Source organism: Xenorhabdus bovienii, assembly GCF_024721015.1.
GTDB lineage: Bacteria > Pseudomonadota > Gammaproteobacteria > Enterobacterales > Enterobacteriaceae > Xenorhabdus > Xenorhabdus bovienii.
Window position 1 is genome coordinate 13635 of record NZ_JANAIF010000043.1, and the last position, 19783, is coordinate 33417.

Consider the following 19783-nt stretch of genomic DNA (forward strand, 5'->3'; position numbering starts at 1 on the left):
GTGCTCATTCCGTGCGTGATTGTTTCATTCTCTAATTAAATGAAACTATCGCTGCCGAACACTCGGAGCGAATAATAAAGCGGAAATCGTGTAATGCAAAGTAATTTGCAAATTGCAAGACAAGCTCTAATTCAATGACAAATAAAAATTTTATAATTACTGCCGTTGTGAAATTTATATCTGAGTTTTTATAAAAAACAAACCTATTTAGCTGGTTAATAAATAAGCTTGGTTTTTTGGTTGAATGTAATAGATTGATATTTATCTATTTTTTATTTTTTAATGAAATGTTTTTCATGATCATTTGAAAAATGTTAACTGGATCAAAAAATGCGATTAATTCGGATTGTAATGTCGAATAATTAATCTAAATAAAATAAATATTGTTATTGATGGTAATTATGATTCATGAATAATTGGTTGTATTTTATTCTAATAAAAATGAAAAATATTACCTTTTATACAATTGATAGGTAATTGGCCTGCATACTCATGCAGAGCGTAAAACCAAATATTTGTCTATTTTTAGGAGGAAAAGGCGCTTATAATTTCCTACAGATTGACATAGGAATATTAAAAGCTGGAATAGAGGGAGTTATCAATTTGTGTTTAGGCTTTACATCAAAAAAATAAAATGTCAAACTCGGGCTTGACGATTTTTCATATCGATGTTACCTCCACGATTGGATAGGATATTTCTGAGTGTTTATATATAAGAAGATATAAAATCCATCCGTGCCTGACAAATACGATTGTTTTTCTTAGCCTATTTTTTTTAGGGAGATATTTTGTATTTGTTATATGGGTAAAATTAGAATAATTCTCTCACCAATAATGGGTTGTTAGACAGTTCATGGTTGTATTAGCCAAAGGATTAAAATATGAGTAAGAATAGTCCAGGTAGCGTAGCTCCGAAAGAAAGAATTAATATTAAGTATGTTCCGAATACGGGTGACCAGACTGCAGAAGTCGAATTACCTCTGAATCTTCTGGTTGTCGGTGACTTGAAAGGAAAGAAGGAAGACACGCCAATTGAAGAACGGCAAACAGTTTCAGTCAATAAGAGCAACTTCAATGCTGTAATGAATGAGGCGAACATCAATCTGACTTTTAACGTCCCTAATCGCCTTGATGAAAAAAATGAAGAAGACATGCCTGTGAATCTGGAAATTAAATCACTGAGTGATTTTTCACCGGATAATATCGCAAAAAAAGTGCCTGAGTTGAATAAACTCCTGGAACTGCGTGAGGCATTGGTTGCACTAAAAGGCCCTTTGGGAAATATTCCTGCATTTCGTACTCGCTTGCAGTCGCTGCTGGATGATGAATCCGTTCGTGAGCAACTCCTGAAAGAACTTGAAATCGTCAATAAAAAATAACTGGTTAAAGGAATTTTTAAATGGCTCAGCACGAAGAAAACAGCACCGCTCTTGCTTCTGGCGCAACGACCTCCCTGCTTGATGAAATTATGTCTCAGGCAAGGATCACACCAGAAAATGACGGCTACTATATCGCAAAACAAGGTATCGCCGCGTTTATCAGCAGTATCCTGGACACAGGCGCCAACGAAGAACCGATCAACAAACTCGTCGTTGATAAAATGATCGTTGAGCTTGATAAAAAGCTGAGTGAGCAGATGGATGAAATCATGCACGCGAAGCCGTTTCAGGAGCTGGAATCCTCATGGCGTTCACTGAAAATTCTAGTGGATCGCACTGATTTCCGTGAAAACATCAAAATCAACATCATTCATGCTACTAAAGATGAAATGCTGGAAGATTTTGAATTTTCGCCTGAAATCATTCAGTCTGGTTTCTACAAACACGTCTACTCTACAGGTTACGGTCAGTTCGGTGGTGAACCTGTTGCTGCCGTCATCGGTAACTATGCATTCACCAACTCCTCACCTGACATCAAACTGATGCAATACGTCAGTGCTGTCGGTGCAATGGCTCACTCACCATTCCTTTCTTCTGTTTCACCTGAGTTCTTTGGTGTTAACAGCTTTACCGACCTGCCAGCCATCAAAGATCTGAAGTCCGTCTTCGAAGGCCCTTCACATACTAAATGGCGTGCATTGCGCGAATCTGAAGATTCTCGCTATCTGGGTCTGACAGCACCCCGTTTCCTGTTGCGTCTGCCTTATTCCAGCGTTGAAAATCCAATCAAAAACTTCAACTATCAGGAAAATGTCAGCCGTGACCACGAGCACTTCCTGTGGGGTAACACGGCTTATCTGATGGCGAGTTGCCTGACAGACAGCTTTGCTAAATATCGCTGGTGTCCAAACATCATCGGTCCACAGAGCGGCGGTACGGTGAGCGATCTGCCTGTGCATCTGTATGAAGCAATGGGTCAGGTGCAGGCTAAAATCCCAACTGAAGTTCTGATCACTGACCGTCGTGAATTCGAACTGGCAGAAGAAGGCTTTATTACACTGACCATGCGTAAAGGCAGCGATAACGCCGCATTCTTCTCTGCAAACTCAGTTCAGAAGCCAAAAGTTTTCCCGAATACCCGTGAGGGTAAGATTGCGGAAACCAACTACAAGTTGGGTACGCAGCTTCCATACATGTTCATCATCAACCGTCTGGCTCACTACATCAAAGTGTTGCAGCGTGAACAGATCGGCTCTTGGAAAGAGCGTCAGGATCTGGAGCGTGAACTGAATATGTGGCTGAAACAGTACATTGCTGATCAGGAAAATCCGCCAACTGATGTTCGTAGCCGTCGTCCGCTGCGTGCAGCTGAAATCAAGGTACTGGATGTTGAAGGCGATCCAGGTTGGTATCAGGTGGCTATGCAAGTTCGCCCACACTTTAAATACATGGGTGCAAGCTTCGAACTGTCACTGGTTGGACGTTTGGATAAGGAATAATTATGGCTGCGCTGTACAGTTGGAATAGGGGCAGCTCTGCCAGTCTGTTCGAGCGCATTCAAGGGAAGGGCTCCGGCTCTTCCCGTCAGTCAAGGATGCGTTCACTGCTTGATTCTATAAAGAAGCATCTGAAGGAAGTGCTGAATTCTCGTCCTGGTGCCTGTCAGAGTGCGATTGATCTGGGTGTCATTGATCTCAATGACGCGACGGCGACATCGGTGGATTTTAAGCAAAGCATCGAGTGGGCGATAGAAGAGTGCATCAGAAATTATGAGCCCAGAATATCAGCGGTTTCCGTCAGCGCCATCAACGATGATTCAGATCCGTTGTTGTTGAGCTTTCACATCAGCGCTGAAATCTTGTTGGATGATATCAACGATATTGTGGAATTCAGCATTCAGTTGGATAACAACCGGCGCTATTGCCTGGAGCGAACTCAATAAATGTCATTTGAAAAATATTTCAGAGATGAGTTGAACTATCTGCGACAACTGGGGAAAGAAGCCGCAGTTGAACGTCCTCATCTTGCCGCATTTCTGTCTGAACAAGGTTCTGACCCCGACGTTGAGCGTTTGCTTGAAGGTTTTGCATTCCTGACTGGCAATCTACGGGCAAAGATTGATGATCAGTTCCCCGAACTGACTCACGGCCTGCTCAATATGCTTTGGCCTAATTACCTGCGTCCGACTCCCAGTATGACTATCATCGAGTACACGCCCGATGAGAGCGTCGTAACGAAAGCGACACCGGTCAAGCGTGGCACACAGATTATGAGTAACACGCTGTCAACTCATGATGATATTTATTCGAACGAAAAATCGGGTGGTAAAAGAGACGAACAAAGCCGCTGTACTTTTACGCTGTGTCGTGATGTCTGGCTTTTCCCTCTCTCCATCCAAGACATTTCCGTCAATAACAGTAATGAGCAAGGCATCATCGGCCTGAATTTTGCGTCGAAAACTGAACTGAACCTGCATGAACTGGAACTGGACAAACTGCGTTTTTACCTGAGCGGTGATGACTATACCACTTCTCAGCTTTACTTCTGGCTCTGTTATTACTTCAGAAAAGCAGAACTGGTGGTTGGCGATAAGGTAATCCCACTACCGGATTTTGATTTTGTGCCGGTTGGGTTTGAACGGGAAGATGCCCTGTTGCCGTACCCCAAAAACGCTTACATGGGATATCGCATTTTGCAGGAATATTTCTGCTTTGCGGAGAGCTTCCTGTTTTTTGATGTGAAGGGTTTCCCAACGTTGCCTAAAGATCTCAAGACCAAAGATTTCAAACTGAATTTACATTTTTCTCAGGCATTACCACCAGAAGCCAAGATTCGGCATGATACTTTCCGTCTGCATTGTACACCAGCCATCAACCTGTTTCCGATGGACAGTGAAGCCATTGAACTCAATGGCAGCCAGACTGAATATCCATTAAAAGCCAGTTATAGCCTTCCCGATAACTACGATATTTTTTCCGTCGATGGCGTTGAAAGCTGGTTGGCGGGTGAAAATGGCGAACGCAGTCGGGCACGTATCGGCGAGCGCGTCTATACACCGTTCGAAAGTTTCAATCACCAGATTGATGACGAAGATGAACGCTCAATGCGTTATTACCGCCTTCGGGTGAAAGAATCACCTTTCCGCCGGGGGCTGGAACATTTCATCTCATTTGTACGGGGAGATGAATCGGATCTGCTCAGACTCAAACTAAAAGAAAATGTTTCTATCAGTTTGACGTGTACTAACCGTGAATTGCCGTTGCAGTTGCGTGTTGGCGACATTAATTACCCATCCATCGGTAGCCCGACATTTGCGACATTCCGCAATATCACGCGCCCGTCAGTGCCACTCTATCCTCTGCTGGATGGCGGTCTGCACTGGTCGCTGCTGTCAAACATGTCGCTGAACTATATGTCATTGCTGGATAAGGACGCGCTGAAGCAGGTACTGCGTACCTATGATTTCCCCAGCATCCATAACCGACAGTCCAAACGGTCATCGCAGAAACGGCTTGATGCCATTGAAAAGATCGAGACAGAGCCGACAGATCGCCTGTTCCGTGGGCAGCCCGTTCGCGGCCTGCGCTCTACACTGTATATCCGGCAACAGGCATTCAGCTCAGAAGGCGAGCTTTATCTGTTCAGTACGATTTTGTCACGGTTTTTCTCACTGTATGCCAGCGTCAACGCTTTTCATATGTTGAAGGTAATCAATTTAGATAATCAGGAGTGTTATGAATGGCCGGTACAGATAGGTCAACACTCATTGATGTAATCACTGAGCAAGATCCTGCCACACCCTTGGCATTGGACATCTCACAGTACAACTTTTATCAGTTGGTTGAGCTGCTCAATCAGCTGGCGGTAGCGTGGGAAAAAACGGGAGAGACAGATCGTCCTGATCGTGAGTCTGTTCGTTTCAGAGCCAGTGCGAGTCTGGCATTTCCGACTCGTGACGTGATCTCACTCTCGCAGGCCAGACGGGGTTATTTTGAGCTGGAAGTCTCCTTTATGGGGCTACACGGCAGTCAGTCCCCGATGCCAGGTTACTATCTCGATTCGCTGGCTTGGGAAGAAGCGCAGAACGAAAACCGACTGACGGATTTTCTCAACCTGTTTAACCATCGCTTAATCACGCTTCTGCATCAGATCTGGCGGAAATATCGCTATTACGTCTGCTTTAAGAAGGGGGGAGAAGATCACTTTTCTCAGCGCATGTTTTCCCTTGTGGGTCTGGGGAGCGATGTCAACCGCCGGATGCTGAACATTAATCACAGCAAAATGCTGGCCTATGCAGGGCTGCTGGCAAGCCCTGGCCGTTCGCCGGAAGTGATATGCAGTTTGGTTTCCCACTGTTTTGATTTACAGGATGTCACCCTGCACGGCTGGCAATTCAGAAAGGTCACCATTCCCCTTGATCAGCAGAACCGCTTGGGAAGCGAAAGGAAAGGACAGGTAATCGGTGACTCTAAACTGTCCATGCTGGGGCAGAATTTCACCATTGGTTCATGGGTCGGCGATTACAGCGGGAAGTTCCTTCTCAGCATCAATAATCTGACCCGTGATCGGTTCCTGTCATTCCTGCCGGATGGAAAGAATTATGCCCCATTGGTGATGTTTATTTCTTTCGTCATGCGCAGTCAATTTGCATGGGAACTGCGCCTTGGTCTGGCAGAAAATCAGGTCAGCGGCATGGTATTAGGGGCGCAGCAGAATAACCATCTGGGGTGGACTAGTTTTCTCGGCGAACCGGAAAAGAAACCCTTTGTCACAATTTCAGTTATGGAATAACGACTATGGAAAAACAACAACCAACGCTTTCATTGCGGGTTCTCAACAGTGAGCAACTGGAAAGTGGCAGATCCGCCAGTTGCCTGTTTTCGGCACAGGGTGGTACGGTCGGTAGCAGTGAAAGTCACCTGTGGTCTGTTCAGGATCAGCAGGGAAATATTCATCCATCACAATTCTCCGTTCAGTGGCGGGATGGTGCATTCTGTCTGCAAGTACTCGCAGAACCTGTGCAGATCAACAATGCCGCATTAACGTCTCAGTCAAGTTTGATCCGTTTGCAGCAGGGGGATCAGATAAAGGCAGGTAATCTGTCCATTAAGATCCACATCAGTTTTTCTGATGCAGATCGTGTTGATCCTTCGACGGTATCACCTGAATCCTTGGTGTCCAGTTACAGCAACCCGCTGGATGCCATGATGGAAGGCGCAGTAGCACAAAAAGCCGTGTTTGCCGACGATAACAGCATTGCTCCGACGATCCAGCATAGTTTCAGCGATGACCCGCTCAGGGTACTCGATAGCGAAAGCCTGACCACGCTGAAGCAGCAGGTTGAAGCCAATGATACTGAGCAGCTTTTGCCGCCGGATCATTTCCAAACCCCCCCGTTTGCTAACCCTATTTCTGATAACCGAGGCAGTGTTATGGATCAGGAGTTCCTTGATTTACCGGGTATCACTTCCGATCGGCAGTACGCAGATATGGATGTTGATCATGTTGCCATTACCCCTCTTATGCGTGGGTTAGATGCACAGTTACCTCTGCATGACAGCCAGCAGGCTAACGATTTTCTGCAAGAGATGGGCAAAACCATGAAAGCCGCCATTGAAGGGTTATTGGCTCTCCAGCGTGAACAGCATGGGCTGCGTGATAAACAACTTCGCCCCATCGAAGATAACCCACTGCGCCTGAATATGGATTATGACACCACCATGCAGGTGATGTTCTCGGATCAGAAAAGCCCGGTTCACTTGTCTGCACCCGCCGCCGTCTCGGAAAGTCTGCATAACCTGCAATTGCATTATCAGGCCAATCGGGAAGCCATTTCGGCAGCATTGGACACCATGCTGGAAGCCTTCTCCCCTGATCAATTGCTCCGTCGCTTCTCACATTACCGTCGCAGCAACGAAGTCAGGAACAAAGACGCGGCTTGGGCGTGGGAAATGTACACCAACTATTACCGTGAATTAGCTTCCAGCCGCCAGCAGGGGTTTGAAAAGCTATTCCGTGAGGTGTATGAGCAGGCTTATGACCGCGCACTGCGTCAGGGCTTAGAGGACTCCAGCAATGAAACATTCCGCTAGTCATCGTGTATGGGCTGTAGGGATTTTATTGTTGTCAGCGATGTTGCTGAATGGCTGTAGCGGTGCATGGAACGCAACAAAGAAAGTCGGTCAAGTGATCTGGGACCCTTCCACACCAGTAGGAAAACCGGATGAACAGGCTTCTGTTGCCAACATTACGTTATTGGCCGAACCGAACATCAACCCCAATGAAAGTGGTGAAGCGGCTCCTGTTGAAATGAATCTGGTTTATCTCAGTGAAGATTCGCGTTTTTTGGCTGCTGATTATGATCAGCTTGAAAGCGACAAACTCGAAAAGGCATTGGGGAAAAATTATATCGATCATCAGGATTACACGCTATTGCCGGGGCAATACAAGCCCCTGTCAACGCTGATATTGGAAAAGAATAACCGTTACATCGGTGTCATCGTTCACTATGCAGATGCAAATCAATCTGAATGGAAAAAGATCATCCGAGTAAAAGACATCGGCCGCCATTACAACATCTTGGTGCATGTCAGAAATAACGACGTCGAACTTAGAAAAGAGGAGGAGTAGTCATGCCAGGCAAAAATCGGGTGATTTGGCACGAAGGATTGTTCATCAAGCCACAACATTTTCAACAACAACAAAAACACAATGATTATCTGGCTCATAGCCTCGTATCGGTGTTGGCTGCTTATGGTCACGGTTTCAGCTCTCTGAGCATCAATCAGGATCTGCTCAATTTAGGGCGCATCGGCATTACCGAAGCCAGCGGCATCATGCAGGATGGCACGATATTCTCTGCGCCCAGCCAAGATCTGCTGCCAAAACCGCTGGACATCGAAAGCGTCAATGACCTGAAAAGCAAAGACATCTATCTAGCATTGCCAATGTCCAGCGATACCATTCGGGAAATTGCTGACAAAGAAGCGGAAATTCAAAGCGCAGTACGTTATCGGGAACTGCCGAGCGATGTCCGTGACCTGCATACTAAGGGCGGCGATTCCTTTGCCCTGAACCTTGCGCAATTGACGCCGGTTCTGATGCAAGGCTCCGAAGACATGAGTGCTTACACGGCTATCCCGCTGTGCCGCATCAAAGAAAAACAGAAGGATGGCACTATCGTTCTGGATAGCGAATTTATCCCGACCTGTCTGTCTATCTTTGTCGCTGACAAGTTAAGACGTTTTATGGTGGAAATCGACGGCCTGTTGACTGAACGCTCAAGAACACTGGCCAAACGCATTGGTTCGCCGGGTCAGCAGGGCGTTGCGGATGTTGCGGAGTTCATGATGCTTCAGTTGTTGAACCGCGTGCAACCTCTGTTCAACCATTACGCAAAACAGACCGTCCTGCACCCGCTGCATTTATATACCCAACTGCTCCAGACCTGCGGTGAGCTGAGAACCTTCACCGATGCGAGTCGCTTGCCGGGGAATGTGCTGGCGTATGACCACAATAACCTGACGGATACCTTCCAGGACGCGATGCACGCCATTCGTGATGCACTGAACGTGGTTCTGACACCGCGTGCAACGTCAATTGTCCTGAAACAGAACGAAGGTGGTATCCGCGTGGCGACGCTCCACGACAACGATCTGCTGCGCAAAGCCGAATTCGTACTGGCTATCAGCGCAAGTACGCCACAGGAGCAGTTACGTCGTCAGTTCGTGCAGCAAACCAAAGTCACCTCGATGGAAAAAATCCGCGATCTGGTCAGCGTTCAGTTACCGGGTGTGCCACTGATTGCATTGTCCGCGGCTCCCCGTCAGTTGCCGTATCACTCTGGATACACCTACTTCCGTCTGGATCAGAAGAGTCCGGCATGGAAAGAGATCCAGCAGGGGAATTCCATCGCATTCCACGTATCAGGGGATTTCCCTGACTTAGATATGCAGCTCTGGGCTATCAGGGGCGGTAAGGAATAATCATGAGTGATATCAATGTTGGCAGTCCGTCACTGGAAAAGTCTGAGACGCTGAAAACGTTTCAGCGCCAGTATCAGCTACCGTTGCGTGGTGAAAGCCTCAACCCGATGATCGATGCGGCCACCCCCTTACTGGGGATGGTTCTGCGTTTGCAGGATATGAGTGATCAGGCACTGCCAGATAAGCTTTACCAACAGGTTGTTACTGACATTCGAGCCATTGAGCAGTTTCTGCAAACCAAGGGTTATGAACCCGGCGCGATTGTTTCATTCCGTTACGTACTATGCACCTTCATTGATGAAACCGCGTTGGGGCACGGCTGGAACAGTCAGAATGGCTGGTTAAAGCAATCGTTGCTGGTTCACTTCCACAATGAAACCTGGGGCGGCGAAAAAGTCTTTGTATTGCTCGAACGCCTGATGGGGGAGGCACAGCGCTACCAGCACCTGCTGGAGTTCATTTATCTCTGCCTCTGTCTGGGTTATCGCGGACGTTACAAAGTCAGCACCCAGAAAAGCGATGACTTTGATCGCCTGTTCCGTCGCTTGCAGCAACAGCTTCACTCACTGCGTGGAGAAGCTCCGCCGACCACGCTATATGTCGATATCAACGAGCGTGATGAGCGTTATCGCCTGAGCAGACGTTGGACCATCAAGCACCTGTTTTGGATAAGTGTAGGTTTGCTGGCTGCTATTTACAGTTTCTATGCCATCCGCCTCGGTGATCAAACCCAAGACATATTAAAGCAGCTAAGTAACTTATTGAGATAGGAAGTCGTCATGATTCAGATTGATCTGCCCACTCTTGTAAACCGTTTAAACCCGATGACCCGCCATGCACTCGAAGCGGCGGCGGCATCCTGTGTCAGCCAGCAGCAGCCTGAAATTACTGTTGCACAACTGTTGTTTCAGATGATCGACACACCCCTCAGTGATGTGCGCCTGATCCTCAATAAAGCAGACATCGATAAAGATCTGCTGAAAGAACAACTCGATCAGATGATGCCTCATCATCAGGCGATTGTACAAACCTATCCGAACTTCTCACCGATGCTGGTGGAATGGTTACAGGATAGCTGGCTGCTGGCTTCCACGGAGATGCAGCATACTGAATTACGCGGTGGCGTCATGCTGATTGCTCTGCTGTTCAGTCCAATGCGTTATCTGACTCCACAGCCCGCGCGCATGCTGGCGGGTATCAACCGTGAATTGCTGCGTCAGAACTTTGCTGAATGGACGAATGGCTCTGCCGAACAGCCTTTCAGCGGCGACGATAAAAATGGGCAGGGCGTACATCCGGCAAACAGCGACAGCCTGCTGGCGCGTTTTACCCAAAACATGACTGAACAGGCGCGTCAGGGCAAACTCGACCCTGTGCTGTGCCGTGATAACGAAATCGATCTGATGATCGACATTCTCTGCCGTCGTCGCAAAAACAACCCGATCGTCGTGGGTGAAGCGGGGGTGGGTAAAAGTGCCCTGATTGAAGGTCTGGCGCTGCGCATCATCAATGACCGCGTACCGGATAAATTGCGCAACAGCGAACTGATGACACTGGATCTGGGGGCATTGCAGGCAGGGGCAGCGGTTAAAGGTGAGTTTGAAAAACGCTTCAAAGGCATCATGGCTGAAATTAGCCAATCATCTAAGCCGATCATCCTGTTTATCGATGAAGCGCACACTTTGATTGGTGCCGGTAACCAAGCGGGCGGACTAGATATCTCCAACCTGCTGAAACCTGCATTGGCGCGTGGTGAACTAAAAACCATCGCAGCGACCACATGGAGCGAGTACAAAAAATACTTCGAAAAAGACGCAGCACTGTCTCGTCGCTTCCAATTAGTGAAAGTCTCTGAGCCAAGCGCGGAAGAAGCCACCGTGATCATGCGTGGTCTGCGAGCCATTTACGAACAGGCGCATGGTGTTCTGATCGATGATGAAGCACTGAAAGCCTCTGCGGTATTGAGTGACCGTTATCTCTCTGGCCGCCAACTGCCGGACAAAGCGATTGACGTACTGGATACCGCCTGTGCTCGCGTTGCCATTAACCTGACATCGCCGCCACGCCAGATCTCCTCACTGACGACCGAATTGCACCAGATGCAAATGGAAATCGATGTTCTGAAAAGAGAACAGCGGATGGGTCTGAATGAACATGCGGAAAGACTGGAAGAACTGCAAAACCAGCAGGTAGAGATCCAGGAAGAACTCGTCACGCTGGAAAAAAACTGGCGGCAACAGCAGGAGCTGGTGACACAGATCATCGAATTGCGCAGTCAACTCCTGGCGGATAGCGACGAGTCAGTTGCAGCAGAAACGATGGATAAAACCATCGAAAATGCGGTTGAAGAGACGGCTGAAGACGCGGAAGAGCAGGAAGCTATTGCGCAAGACGAGCCAGAAGCCGCCGCTGACGAACAATCCCTGATCGAAAAACTGGCGCTGCTCAACGCACAACTGGCAGAGCTACAGCAGAAGCAAACGCTGGTTTCTCCCCATGTAGACAAAACCCAGATTGCCTCGGTTATCGCTGAGTGGACGGGCGTTCCATTGAACCGTCTGTCACAGAGCGAACTGTCTATCGTGACCGAACTGCCTACCCATCTGGGACAAAGCATCAAAGGGCAGGAAGTTGCGATCCAGAACTTGCATAAACACCTGTTGACCGCTCGTGCAGACTTGCGTCGTCCGGGGCGTCCTCTGGGGGCCTTCTTGCTGGTGGGGCCAAGTGGTGTCGGTAAAACCGAAACCGTCCTGCAAATTGCTGAACTGATGTTTGGGGGTCGCCAATACCTCACCACCATCAACATGTCTGAGTTTCAGGAGAAACATACCGTTTCCCGCCTGATTGGTTCTCCTCCGGGCTACGTAGGTTATGGGGAAGGTGGCGTACTGACCGAAGCCATTCGCCAGAAACCGTACTCCGTTGTGTTGCTGGATGAAGTCGAAAAAGCGCACCCTGATGTACTGAACCTGTTCTATCAGGCCTTCGACAAAGGCGAACTGGCCGATGGCGAAGGACGCATCATCGACTGTAAAAATGTCGTGTTCTTCCTGACTTCTAACCTTGGCTATCAAACTATCGTTGATCATGCCGAGCAGCCAGATCAACTTAACGACCTGCTCTACCCTGAATTGGCCGCGTTTTTCAAACCCGCCCTGCTGGCACGTATGGAAGTGATCCCTTACCTGCCTCTGGGTCACGAAACGCTGAAAACCATCATTCAGAGCAAACTGGCTCGACTGGATAACCTGCTGTCTCAGCGCTTTAACGCCGAAGTTACGATCAGCGATGACGTATCGGAAGAGATCCTGCAACGTGCCACCCGTGCGGAAAACGGCGCCCGTATGCTGGAATCCATCATTGATGGCGCCCTATTACCGCCTGTTTCATTACTGCTGTTGCAGAAAATGGCCGCAGGTACCGCAATCAGTGCCATTCGCTTAACCGTGGTAGAACACGAGTTCCATGCTGAGGTTGAGGAGGCAGAATAATGAAACAGCGGCTGAAAAGCGCGTTAGCGTTATTAGATGATGACACTATAGAACAACTGGTTGGCCACTTTCTGCTGGTGAGCCAGAGCTCGCGTTTTGATGCCCTGTTAGTTTTCTTGCTTAACACCAATGAAAACAGACTGGAATGCTACAACCTGCCGGAACTCCACCAAGCCAGCTCACGCCGGCTGAATGTGGATATTGATGACGTCAATAACCCGCTGATACAGGTTCTGCGCAAGGGAGCCCCGACGGTATGGGATTCCCTGAATCACGGTGCGCGCATTGACGACGTGCCTTTCCGCACGTTTGTTGCGGAACTGCCGCATAACTGCGGGTTGTATGCCATTCCCCTGTTTGACTGTAACGGACAGGCCTGCGGCGTGATTGCCATTTTTGCCGAACATGTCAGCCATTTTATCAACAATGAAAACATGTTCGGCCTCTATTGCCATGTCATGCAGCACCGCCTGAAAAAATTGCAGGAACTCGAACAGCTGCGTGGGCAGTTACGCCAAATCCGCCAGGTATTTCAGGTTCAGCAACAGAAAGAAAAACAACTGGATGAACTGCTTGCCTCCCTGAGTGGATCGAAACCCGCAGGTGTGAGCCGTATCTCCGTGGATTACAGCCACATCGATAATCTGCCAAAGGCCATCGAAGAATTTGAAAGCGCCGTGTTGGTTCAACGTCAGCGTCAGTATGGCAACGACACCCGACTGATTGCCCAAAGTCTGGGGATTGCCCCGCGCTCGTTGGTTTACAAACTGGCTAAATACGGGTGTAGATTATGAATATTGTATTAATTATCAGCGCGTTGCTCGCGTCATTGGGAGGTGATCCCAAATTGGCGAACCTGGTTGAGCCAAAGGAAGTGGCCGCACCCAAAGAAGAATACGTGGACGAAATGCAAAAATGCCGTTTTGAACCGTCCCCGCTTGTCCGGCTGGCGTGTTATGACCGTACGGTGAATAACCTGAAGTTTAACGCCCTGCAAATCCCGATGGAAAACATGGGGCTTGTGTGGCGACAGGCGATGGAGCAGGAGATGAAACGCACCGATTACTCCACTGGCTTCATCGTAACGCAGGGAGAAAATGGTGAGGCACCCGTTATCCTGACCACACCGGCGGTCGGGGTGCCGCCTCCCCGTCCGGTTCTGATGCTGAGTTGCATTGACCGCATTACCCGTTTGCAGGTGGCACTGCCTAAACCGATGGAATCCGGTACGGTCACCGTGGCCACGGACAAAACCCAATTCAAAACCGAGTGGTTCCTGCGGGAACACGGTTACTTATGGGAATCCAGCCGCGGCTTGCCGGGCATTGAGGAAATCAAGCGCTTAATGAACAGCGACCAGATGACCATCACGGCCCGCACTGGCAGCCCGATAACCTTTAATATTTCTCAGCTGGAGCAGGCCGCGAAACCCTTACGCGACGCCTGCCGTTGGTAACCGACATGGACATCAGAACACAATTCGACTGGTTCGGCGCCCTGTTGGCGCCCCTGTCCGACGAACAGACGGGCAAGGCACTGAGTGAGAGCGACCCCGCCTGGGAATTCATCGACGGCGAGATGGTCAAATTCGGCTCGCTGTCACATGGCACGCTGGAGGTTGACGCCCTCCAGCGACAGGCTTTGCAACTTTTCAGCGAACACAGCAAGGACTTCCGGCTGATGGTTCACCTGCTGCGGACTTTGCAGCATGCCGGTCACCCCGCCGAGCTGATCCTGGCGATAGAGCTGCTGACCGAGTACGTCAAAAATTACTGGGAAAAAGCCTGGCCGGTCAAACCGGGATTGAAGCGCCGGCTGGCACAGCAGGTGATCAAACGGTTTGAATCGGCCCAGGCGGGCTTCACCGAGCAGGCCAGCAAAAGCCAGCGCGACGAGGCACAAGGTGCCCTGGCTCACCTGGCCCAGTGCTGGCACGCCAATGAACCCGACCTCGCGAAAGACGTCGATCAACTGCGTACCCGCTATAACCGCCAGCCAGAGGCCCGAACGGCGCCGGCACCGCCTGCACCCACAGCCCCTCAGGCGGCGTCGGCGGCTCCGTCGTCTCACGCCACTGAACAAGCGCCGATGCCTGACGTGGCGGTCAACAGTTCCAGTGATAAAGCGTGGAAACAGACCCTGATGATCGTGGCGGATTTGCTGTGTGAACGGTATCCCGAATCCCCGATCGGCTATAGCCTGCGCCGTCATGCGGTCTGGCACACCATTACCACGGCACCGATGGCGAACGCCACGGGCAAAACGCCGTTGGCACCGGCGTCAGCGGATCGCACCGCCGATTATCTGGCGCGACTGCCGACGGCGGATAACAAATTGCTGGCGCAAATTGAGCAGAGCCTGACCCTCGCCCCTTATTGGCTGGATGGCCATGCCATTGCCGCACAGGCGGCGGAACAACGGGGCTACAGCCACGTTGCGCAGGCCATGCGTGACGAACTGAATGCGTTTTTGGCCCGGCTTCCTGTACTGAAAACTTTAAGTTTTTCCGACCTGAGTCCGTTTATTTCTCCTGACACCCTGGACTGGCTCACACCGGAACCCGACACCAGCGGAAGCCCGGGAGCCGTGTCGGCCGATCAGGAAGCCATCTGGCACTGCTTCCAGCAACAGGGGCTAGAAGCCGCCCTGAAGATGCTGGAAGAACACCAGCAGCTACTGACGGAGCCCCGGGATCAATTCTATGGTCAGTTGTTCACTGCCCAACTGCTTGAAGAAGCGGGCATGACCGCACTGGCACAACAGCATTACCGGAACTTGTTACACACGGGACAACACATGTTACTCACTGAATGGGAACCCAGCCTGCTGACCCTGCTGGCTGAAAAAATACCTTCGCCTGCGAAGGATACTGCGTCACACAGGAGCGTTAACACATGAAATGGCCCTCTTTGTCATCCTTGGCGCCGTTGAAATCGGCCTTGCCGGCGCTATCAAAATTTAAATCCCTGCCGCGTCTCAAGGCCACGATGGCGCTGGCTCTGGCACTTATCCCCGGCCTACTGCTGATCGCGGTCTGGGTGTGGGGGCCGGAATGGAAACTGCGCAACGACACCCCGCTGGACAGTCTGGCGGCGCGCTGGCTGGCGACCGCCCTCATCATCCTGATGGTGCTGCTCTGGATCGGCATCAAAGCGTGGCGCCGCCTGCGCCAGCTGGAAAAACTCAACCTGGACGTCGAGCTGAAAGGGGTTGATCCGGTGCGGGTCGATATCGAACACCAGGCCCGTTACCTCGATCACTGGAAAGCCCAGCTGCAACGCCATCTGGACAGCTATAACTACCTGTACCAGCGTCCGTGGTACATGATGATCGGCAGCCAACAGAGCGGCAAAACCACGCTGATCAAGGAAGGCTATAAACTGTCCGACATCGCGGCGCCGGAATACCTGCGCCAGGATGGCGACATTTCGCTGAGGCTGCGCTGCTGGCTGGGCGAAAAAGCGGTCATCATCGATCCCGAGGGCGGCCTGATTGACCAGCCGGTGCCGGTCAACAGTGACAAACCGCAGATCAACAGCCGCCTGTGGGAATCCCTGCTGAACTGGCTGACGGAAAACCGCCAGCGCCAGCCGCTTAACGGCATTATTCTGGCCGTCGATACCCTGCGCCTGCTGACCGACAACCGGGAGCAGCGGGATCGCTACGTGCGGGAAATCCACCAGCGCCTGCAAAACCTCCGCCTGACCTTCCACAGCCAGCTGCCGCTCTATCTGGTCATGACCAAAATCGACCTGCTGCACGGCTTCGAAGCGATGTACCCGTCGCTGGATCGCCGGCAGCGTGACCAAATCCTCGGCGTGACCTTCAGCCTCAATAACCGGGATGAAAAAGCCTGGCGCAGCGAGCTGGAACAGTTCTGGCAGCAGTGGATGGCCAACCTCAACGGGGCGATGCCGGACATGATGCTCAACGGCGTCGATGCCGGCCAGCGCAGCGCCCTGTTCAGTTTTACCCGGCAGGTCCAGGGGCTGCACAGCTATATCGCGCAGATGCTGGAAGACATCCTGTACAACGATGAACACCACCGCCCGATGTTGCGCGGCGTCTACCTGACCTCCGCCCGTCAGGTCGGCCAGATGGATGACCTGTTCACCCAGTCCGCGTCAGCCCAGTATCACCTCGGCTCGCAGGCGTTCCCGACGTGGCCGGCGGGCGACACCCTGCCGTACTTTACCCAGGCCCTGTTTGAGGAGGTGCTGCTGGCGGAGCCGAACCTCGCCGCAGAAAACCGTCTCTGGCTCAGCCGCAACCGCCGCCAGCTGTACACCTTCTCCACGGTCAGCGCCCTGGTGATCGTGGCCATGTGGGGCGGCTGGCATTACTTCTACCAGAAAAACTACCAGGCCGGGGAAGAGGTGCTGGCACAGGCGAAAAACTTCCTGTCCGTGCCGCCGCCGGACGGGGATGACCGTTACGGCAACCTCCAGCTGCCGCTGCTGAACCCGATCCGGGACGCCACCCTGGCGTACGGCAACTACCACGAGAAAAAATCCTTCCTGACCGACATGGCGCTGTATCAGGGGGACGGGGTCGGGCCGTATGTGGAAGGCACCTACCTGAAACTGCTGGAGCAGCGTTTCCTGCCGTCGCTGATGCAGGGGCTGCTGGACGACCTGAACCGGGCACCGGCGGGCAGTGAGGAAAAACTCGAGATCCTGCGGGTGATGCGCATGATGGAAGACGGCAGCAAGCGCAACAACAGCCTGGTCGAGCAGTACATGCGCGCGCGCTGGAGCAAGGCGTTCCACGGCCAGCGGGATTTACAGGCGCAGTTGCTGACCCACCTGGATTACGCCCTGGCCCATACCGACTGGAAGGGGCAGCGCGACAGGGACAATCAGGACGCCCTCGCCCGCTTTGCGCCGTTTATTAAGCCGATGAAGCAGGCCCAGCAGGAGCTGAGTGCGCTGACCATCAACCAGCGGGTTTACCAGAACCTGCGCCTCAAAGCCCAGGATACCCTGTCCGCCCCGGTTAACCTGCGTGACCAGATTGGGCCGAGTTTTGACAGCGTGTTTATTGCCGGCAATGACAGCCGGCTGGTGATCCCGCAGTTCCTGACCCGCCACGGCCTGACGGATTACTTTGTCCGGCAGGACAAAGAGCTGGTGGAGCTGACCGAGATGGACAGCTGGGTGCTGAACCTGCCGCTGAAAACCAACAAGTACAGCGACACCGATCAGGGGAATATCCAGCGTGAGATCACCGAACTGTACGTCGGGGACTACACCGCCCACTGGCGGGCGGCGATGAACAACCTGGAAGTGCGGGACTTTGAGGATCTGCCGCAGGCCATCAGCGCCATCGAGCAGGTGATCAGCGGGGAACAGCCGATCAAGCGCGCGCTGCAAATCCTCAGTGACAACACCCGGCCGCCGGAGTTGGGCGGCGCCCTGAGTGACAAGGAAAAACAGGCGCTGCTGGCGCAGTCGGATTACCGGCTGTTAAACCGCATCAGCCGGGACTTTGCGCCGGAAACCGGGGTACTGGTTGAGCACGGCGACAAGGGCAGTGCCCTGCAGAGCGTTTACCAGAAACTGATGGCGCTGCACCGTTACCTGCTGGCTATCCAGAACTCGCCGGTGCCGGGCAAGGCGGCGCTGCAGGCGGTGCAGCTGCGGCTGGACCAGAACAACAGCGACGCGATATTTGAAGTGCAGCAGATGGCGAAAAACCTGCCGGAGCCGCTGAACCGCTGGGTCGGTGACCTGGCCGAGCAGGCGTGGCGGGTGGTGATGATGGAAGCGGTGCGTTCGCTGGAAGTGGAATGGAACGAGACGGTGGTCAAGCAGTACCAGACCTACCTGGCCGGCCGGTATCCGTTCAACCCGGCGGCCACCGAAGACGTGCCGCTGAGTGAGTTTGACCGTTTCTTCCGGCCGGACGGGACACTGGATACCTTCTATAAGCAGAGCCTGAAACCGTTTGTGGAAAACAACCTGACCACCGGGACTGACGGGCGCGAGCTTATCCGGCCGGACGTGCTGAAACAGCTGGCGGTGGCGGACCGTATCCGCACCACCTTCTTCACCCCGCAGAACGGGCTGGGCACGGCGTTTGCCATCGAGCCGGTGAGCCTGACCGGCAACAAACGCCGCGGCCTGCTGAACCTCGACGGCCAGCTGGTGGATTACGCGCACGGGCGCAGCAACGTGGCGCACCTGGTGTGGCCAAACTCGATGCGGGCGGGCACGGAAAGCCGGCTGACCCTGATGCCGGACCGGAGTAACGCGGCGCCGCGCAGCCTGAGCTTCACCGGCCCGTGGGCGCAGCTGCGGCTGATTAACAGCGGCAAGCTGACCAACGTGCAGCCGGGGGCGTTTGACGTGCGCTTCGCGGTGGACGGCGGCGAGATCACCTACCGCATTTACGTGGACGAATCGGACAACCCGTTTGCGGGCGGCCTGTTCAGCCAGTTCAAACTGCCGGACACCCTCTACTGAAGCCGGGTGTGAGTCAGTATTCAGCAAGAACCATCCCCCCTGCCTCCGGGCGGGGGTTTTTTTAAGGAAAGCCAGAGCATGAGTGAACACCCTGAGAATTTAATCATCCGGGCAGGCGGCAGCCCGCAGAATCTGCCGGAATTTGCGGTTATCCGCGACGAAATCAACAAAATCAGCCACCCGGCCCAGCCGGAAGTCAATTGGGTACTGGTGGAATCGCTGTCACTGACCCTGTTCCGCCGTAACGGGGTCGATTTGCAGACGGCGATTTACTACACGCTGGCGCGGATGCAGCTGAACGGGCTGGCGGGCTTTACCGAAGGCTGTGAACTGCTGGCCGGGGTAATAGTCAGTGAGTGGGACGCCCTGTGGCCGCCGCAGCCGGCCGTGCGCACGGATTTACTGGAATGGTTCCACACCCGCACCGGCAGCCAGTTGCGCCAGATGGACTTCGGCACCGG

The 19783-nt window shown here is 52.1% G+C and carries 15 protein-coding genes; all 15 read left to right on the forward strand.

The window, feature by feature from the left end; translation table 11 throughout:
- Positions 1 to 881 precede the first annotated feature (881 nt).
- The gene (tssB, locus tag NXS07_RS12325) at positions 882 to 1379 is read left to right on the forward strand and encodes a type VI secretion system contractile sheath small subunit (RefSeq protein ID WP_038206880.1); all 498 of its coding nucleotides are present in this window, start codon (positions 882 to 884) and stop codon (positions 1377 to 1379) included.
- Positions 1380 to 1399: 20 nt separating this feature from the next.
- The gene (gene tssC, locus NXS07_RS12330) at positions 1400 to 2878 is read left to right on the forward strand and encodes a type VI secretion system contractile sheath large subunit (protein WP_012986877.1); all 1479 of its coding nucleotides are present in this window, start codon (positions 1400 to 1402) and stop codon (positions 2876 to 2878) included.
- Positions 2879 to 2880: 2 nt separating this feature from the next.
- Positions 2881 to 3321 carry a type VI secretion system baseplate subunit TssE gene (gene tssE / locus NXS07_RS12335; protein WP_012986878.1) on the forward strand — a complete coding sequence of 147 codons (441 nt, stop codon included), beginning with the start codon at positions 2881 to 2883 and terminating at the stop codon, positions 3319 to 3321.
- Positions 3322 to 5154 (forward strand): type VI secretion system baseplate subunit TssF, encoded by a 1833-nt coding sequence (gene tssF / locus NXS07_RS12340; RefSeq protein ID WP_038206883.1) that lies wholly within the window; start codon positions 3322 to 3324, stop codon positions 5152 to 5154.
- Entirely contained in the window at positions 5118 to 6170 is a 1053-nt protein-coding gene (tssG, locus tag NXS07_RS12345) for a type VI secretion system baseplate subunit TssG (RefSeq protein WP_038206886.1), read from the forward strand. The genes tssF and tssG overlap by 37 nt, the downstream gene beginning before the upstream one ends.
- A gap of 5 nt (positions 6171 to 6175) precedes the next feature.
- Positions 6176 to 7471 (forward strand): type VI secretion system-associated FHA domain protein TagH, encoded by a 1296-nt coding sequence (tagH, locus tag NXS07_RS12350; RefSeq protein WP_038191589.1) that lies wholly within the window; start codon positions 6176 to 6178, stop codon positions 7469 to 7471.
- On the forward strand, positions 7455 to 8009 hold the full coding sequence (gene tssJ, locus NXS07_RS12355; protein WP_038191591.1) for a type VI secretion system lipoprotein TssJ: 555 nt from the start codon (positions 7455 to 7457) through the stop codon (positions 8007 to 8009). The genes tagH and tssJ overlap by 17 nt, the downstream gene beginning before the upstream one ends.
- Before the next feature lie 2 nt (positions 8010 to 8011).
- Positions 8012 to 9364: a type VI secretion system baseplate subunit TssK gene (gene tssK, locus NXS07_RS12360; RefSeq protein ID WP_038189826.1), complete on the forward strand. Its 1353-nt coding sequence runs from the start codon at positions 8012 to 8014 to the stop codon at positions 9362 to 9364.
- Between the two features lie 2 nt (positions 9365 to 9366).
- A complete protein-coding gene (gene icmH, locus NXS07_RS12365) occupies positions 9367 to 10134 on the forward strand; it encodes a type IVB secretion system protein IcmH/DotU (protein ID WP_038191593.1) in 768 nt (255 codons plus the stop codon).
- A gap of 9 nt (positions 10135 to 10143) precedes the next feature.
- Positions 10144 to 12858, forward strand: coding sequence for a type VI secretion system ATPase TssH (gene tssH / locus NXS07_RS12370; protein WP_258086842.1), 2715 nt, complete (start codon positions 10144 to 10146; stop codon positions 12856 to 12858).
- Positions 12858 to 13652, forward strand: a complete 795-nt coding sequence (locus NXS07_RS12375) for a hypothetical protein (RefSeq protein ID WP_038215405.1) — start codon at positions 12858 to 12860, stop codon at positions 13650 to 13652. The genes tssH and NXS07_RS12375 overlap by 1 nt, the downstream gene beginning before the upstream one ends.
- Positions 13649 to 14314, forward strand: coding sequence for a type VI secretion system-associated protein VasI (vasI, locus tag NXS07_RS12380; RefSeq protein ID WP_038206893.1), 666 nt, complete (start codon positions 13649 to 13651; stop codon positions 14312 to 14314). Before NXS07_RS12375 ends, vasI begins: the two co-directional genes overlap by 4 nt.
- 5 nt (positions 14315 to 14319) lie before the next feature.
- On the forward strand, positions 14320 to 15756 hold the full coding sequence (gene tssA / locus NXS07_RS12385; protein ID WP_258086843.1) for a type VI secretion system protein TssA: 1437 nt from the start codon (positions 14320 to 14322) through the stop codon (positions 15754 to 15756).
- A complete protein-coding gene (gene tssM / locus NXS07_RS12390; RefSeq protein ID WP_258086844.1) occupies positions 15753 to 19322 on the forward strand; it encodes a type VI secretion system membrane subunit TssM in 3570 nt (1189 codons plus the stop codon). The genes tssA and tssM overlap by 4 nt, the downstream gene beginning before the upstream one ends.
- A 78-nt stretch (positions 19323 to 19400) precedes the next feature.
- Positions 19401 to 19783, forward strand: a 383-nt coding sequence (locus NXS07_RS12395; protein ID WP_258086845.1) for a type VI secretion system ImpA family N-terminal domain-containing protein, incomplete at its 3' end; no start/stop codon positions are given.

Excerpts from the sequence above, each read along its gene's own strand:
- vasI (WP_038206893.1), top strand. The coding sequence starts at position 13,649 with ATGAATATTGTATTAATTATCAGCGCGTTGCTCGCGTCATTGGGAGGT.
- icmH (WP_038191593.1), top strand. The coding sequence starts at position 9,367 with ATGAGTGATATCAATGTTGGCAGTCCGTCACTGGAAAAGTCTGAGACG.
- tssK (WP_038189826.1), top strand. The coding sequence starts at position 8,012 with ATGCCAGGCAAAAATCGGGTGATTTGGCACGAAGGATTGTTCATCAAG.
- tssF (WP_038206883.1), top strand. The coding sequence starts at position 3,322 with ATGTCATTTGAAAAATATTTCAGAGATGAGTTGAACTATCTGCGACAA.
- tssM (WP_258086844.1), top strand. The coding sequence starts at position 15,753 with ATGAAATGGCCCTCTTTGTCATCCTTGGCGCCGTTGAAATCGGCCTTG.
- tssH (WP_258086842.1), top strand. The coding sequence starts at position 10,144 with ATGATTCAGATTGATCTGCCCACTCTTGTAAACCGTTTAAACCCGATG.
- tssG (WP_038206886.1), top strand. The coding sequence starts at position 5,118 with ATGGCCGGTACAGATAGGTCAACACTCATTGATGTAATCACTGAGCAA.
- tssE (WP_012986878.1), top strand. The coding sequence starts at position 2,881 with ATGGCTGCGCTGTACAGTTGGAATAGGGGCAGCTCTGCCAGTCTGTTC.
- NXS07_RS12375 (WP_038215405.1), top strand. The coding sequence starts at position 12,858 with ATGAAACAGCGGCTGAAAAGCGCGTTAGCGTTATTAGATGATGACACT.
- tssB (WP_038206880.1), top strand. The coding sequence starts at position 882 with ATGAGTAAGAATAGTCCAGGTAGCGTAGCTCCGAAAGAAAGAATTAAT.
- tssA (WP_258086843.1), top strand. The coding sequence starts at position 14,320 with ATGGACATCAGAACACAATTCGACTGGTTCGGCGCCCTGTTGGCGCCC.
- tssC (WP_012986877.1), top strand. The coding sequence starts at position 1,400 with ATGGCTCAGCACGAAGAAAACAGCACCGCTCTTGCTTCTGGCGCAACG.
- tagH (WP_038191589.1), top strand. The coding sequence starts at position 6,176 with ATGGAAAAACAACAACCAACGCTTTCATTGCGGGTTCTCAACAGTGAG.
- tssJ (WP_038191591.1), top strand. The coding sequence starts at position 7,455 with ATGAAACATTCCGCTAGTCATCGTGTATGGGCTGTAGGGATTTTATTG.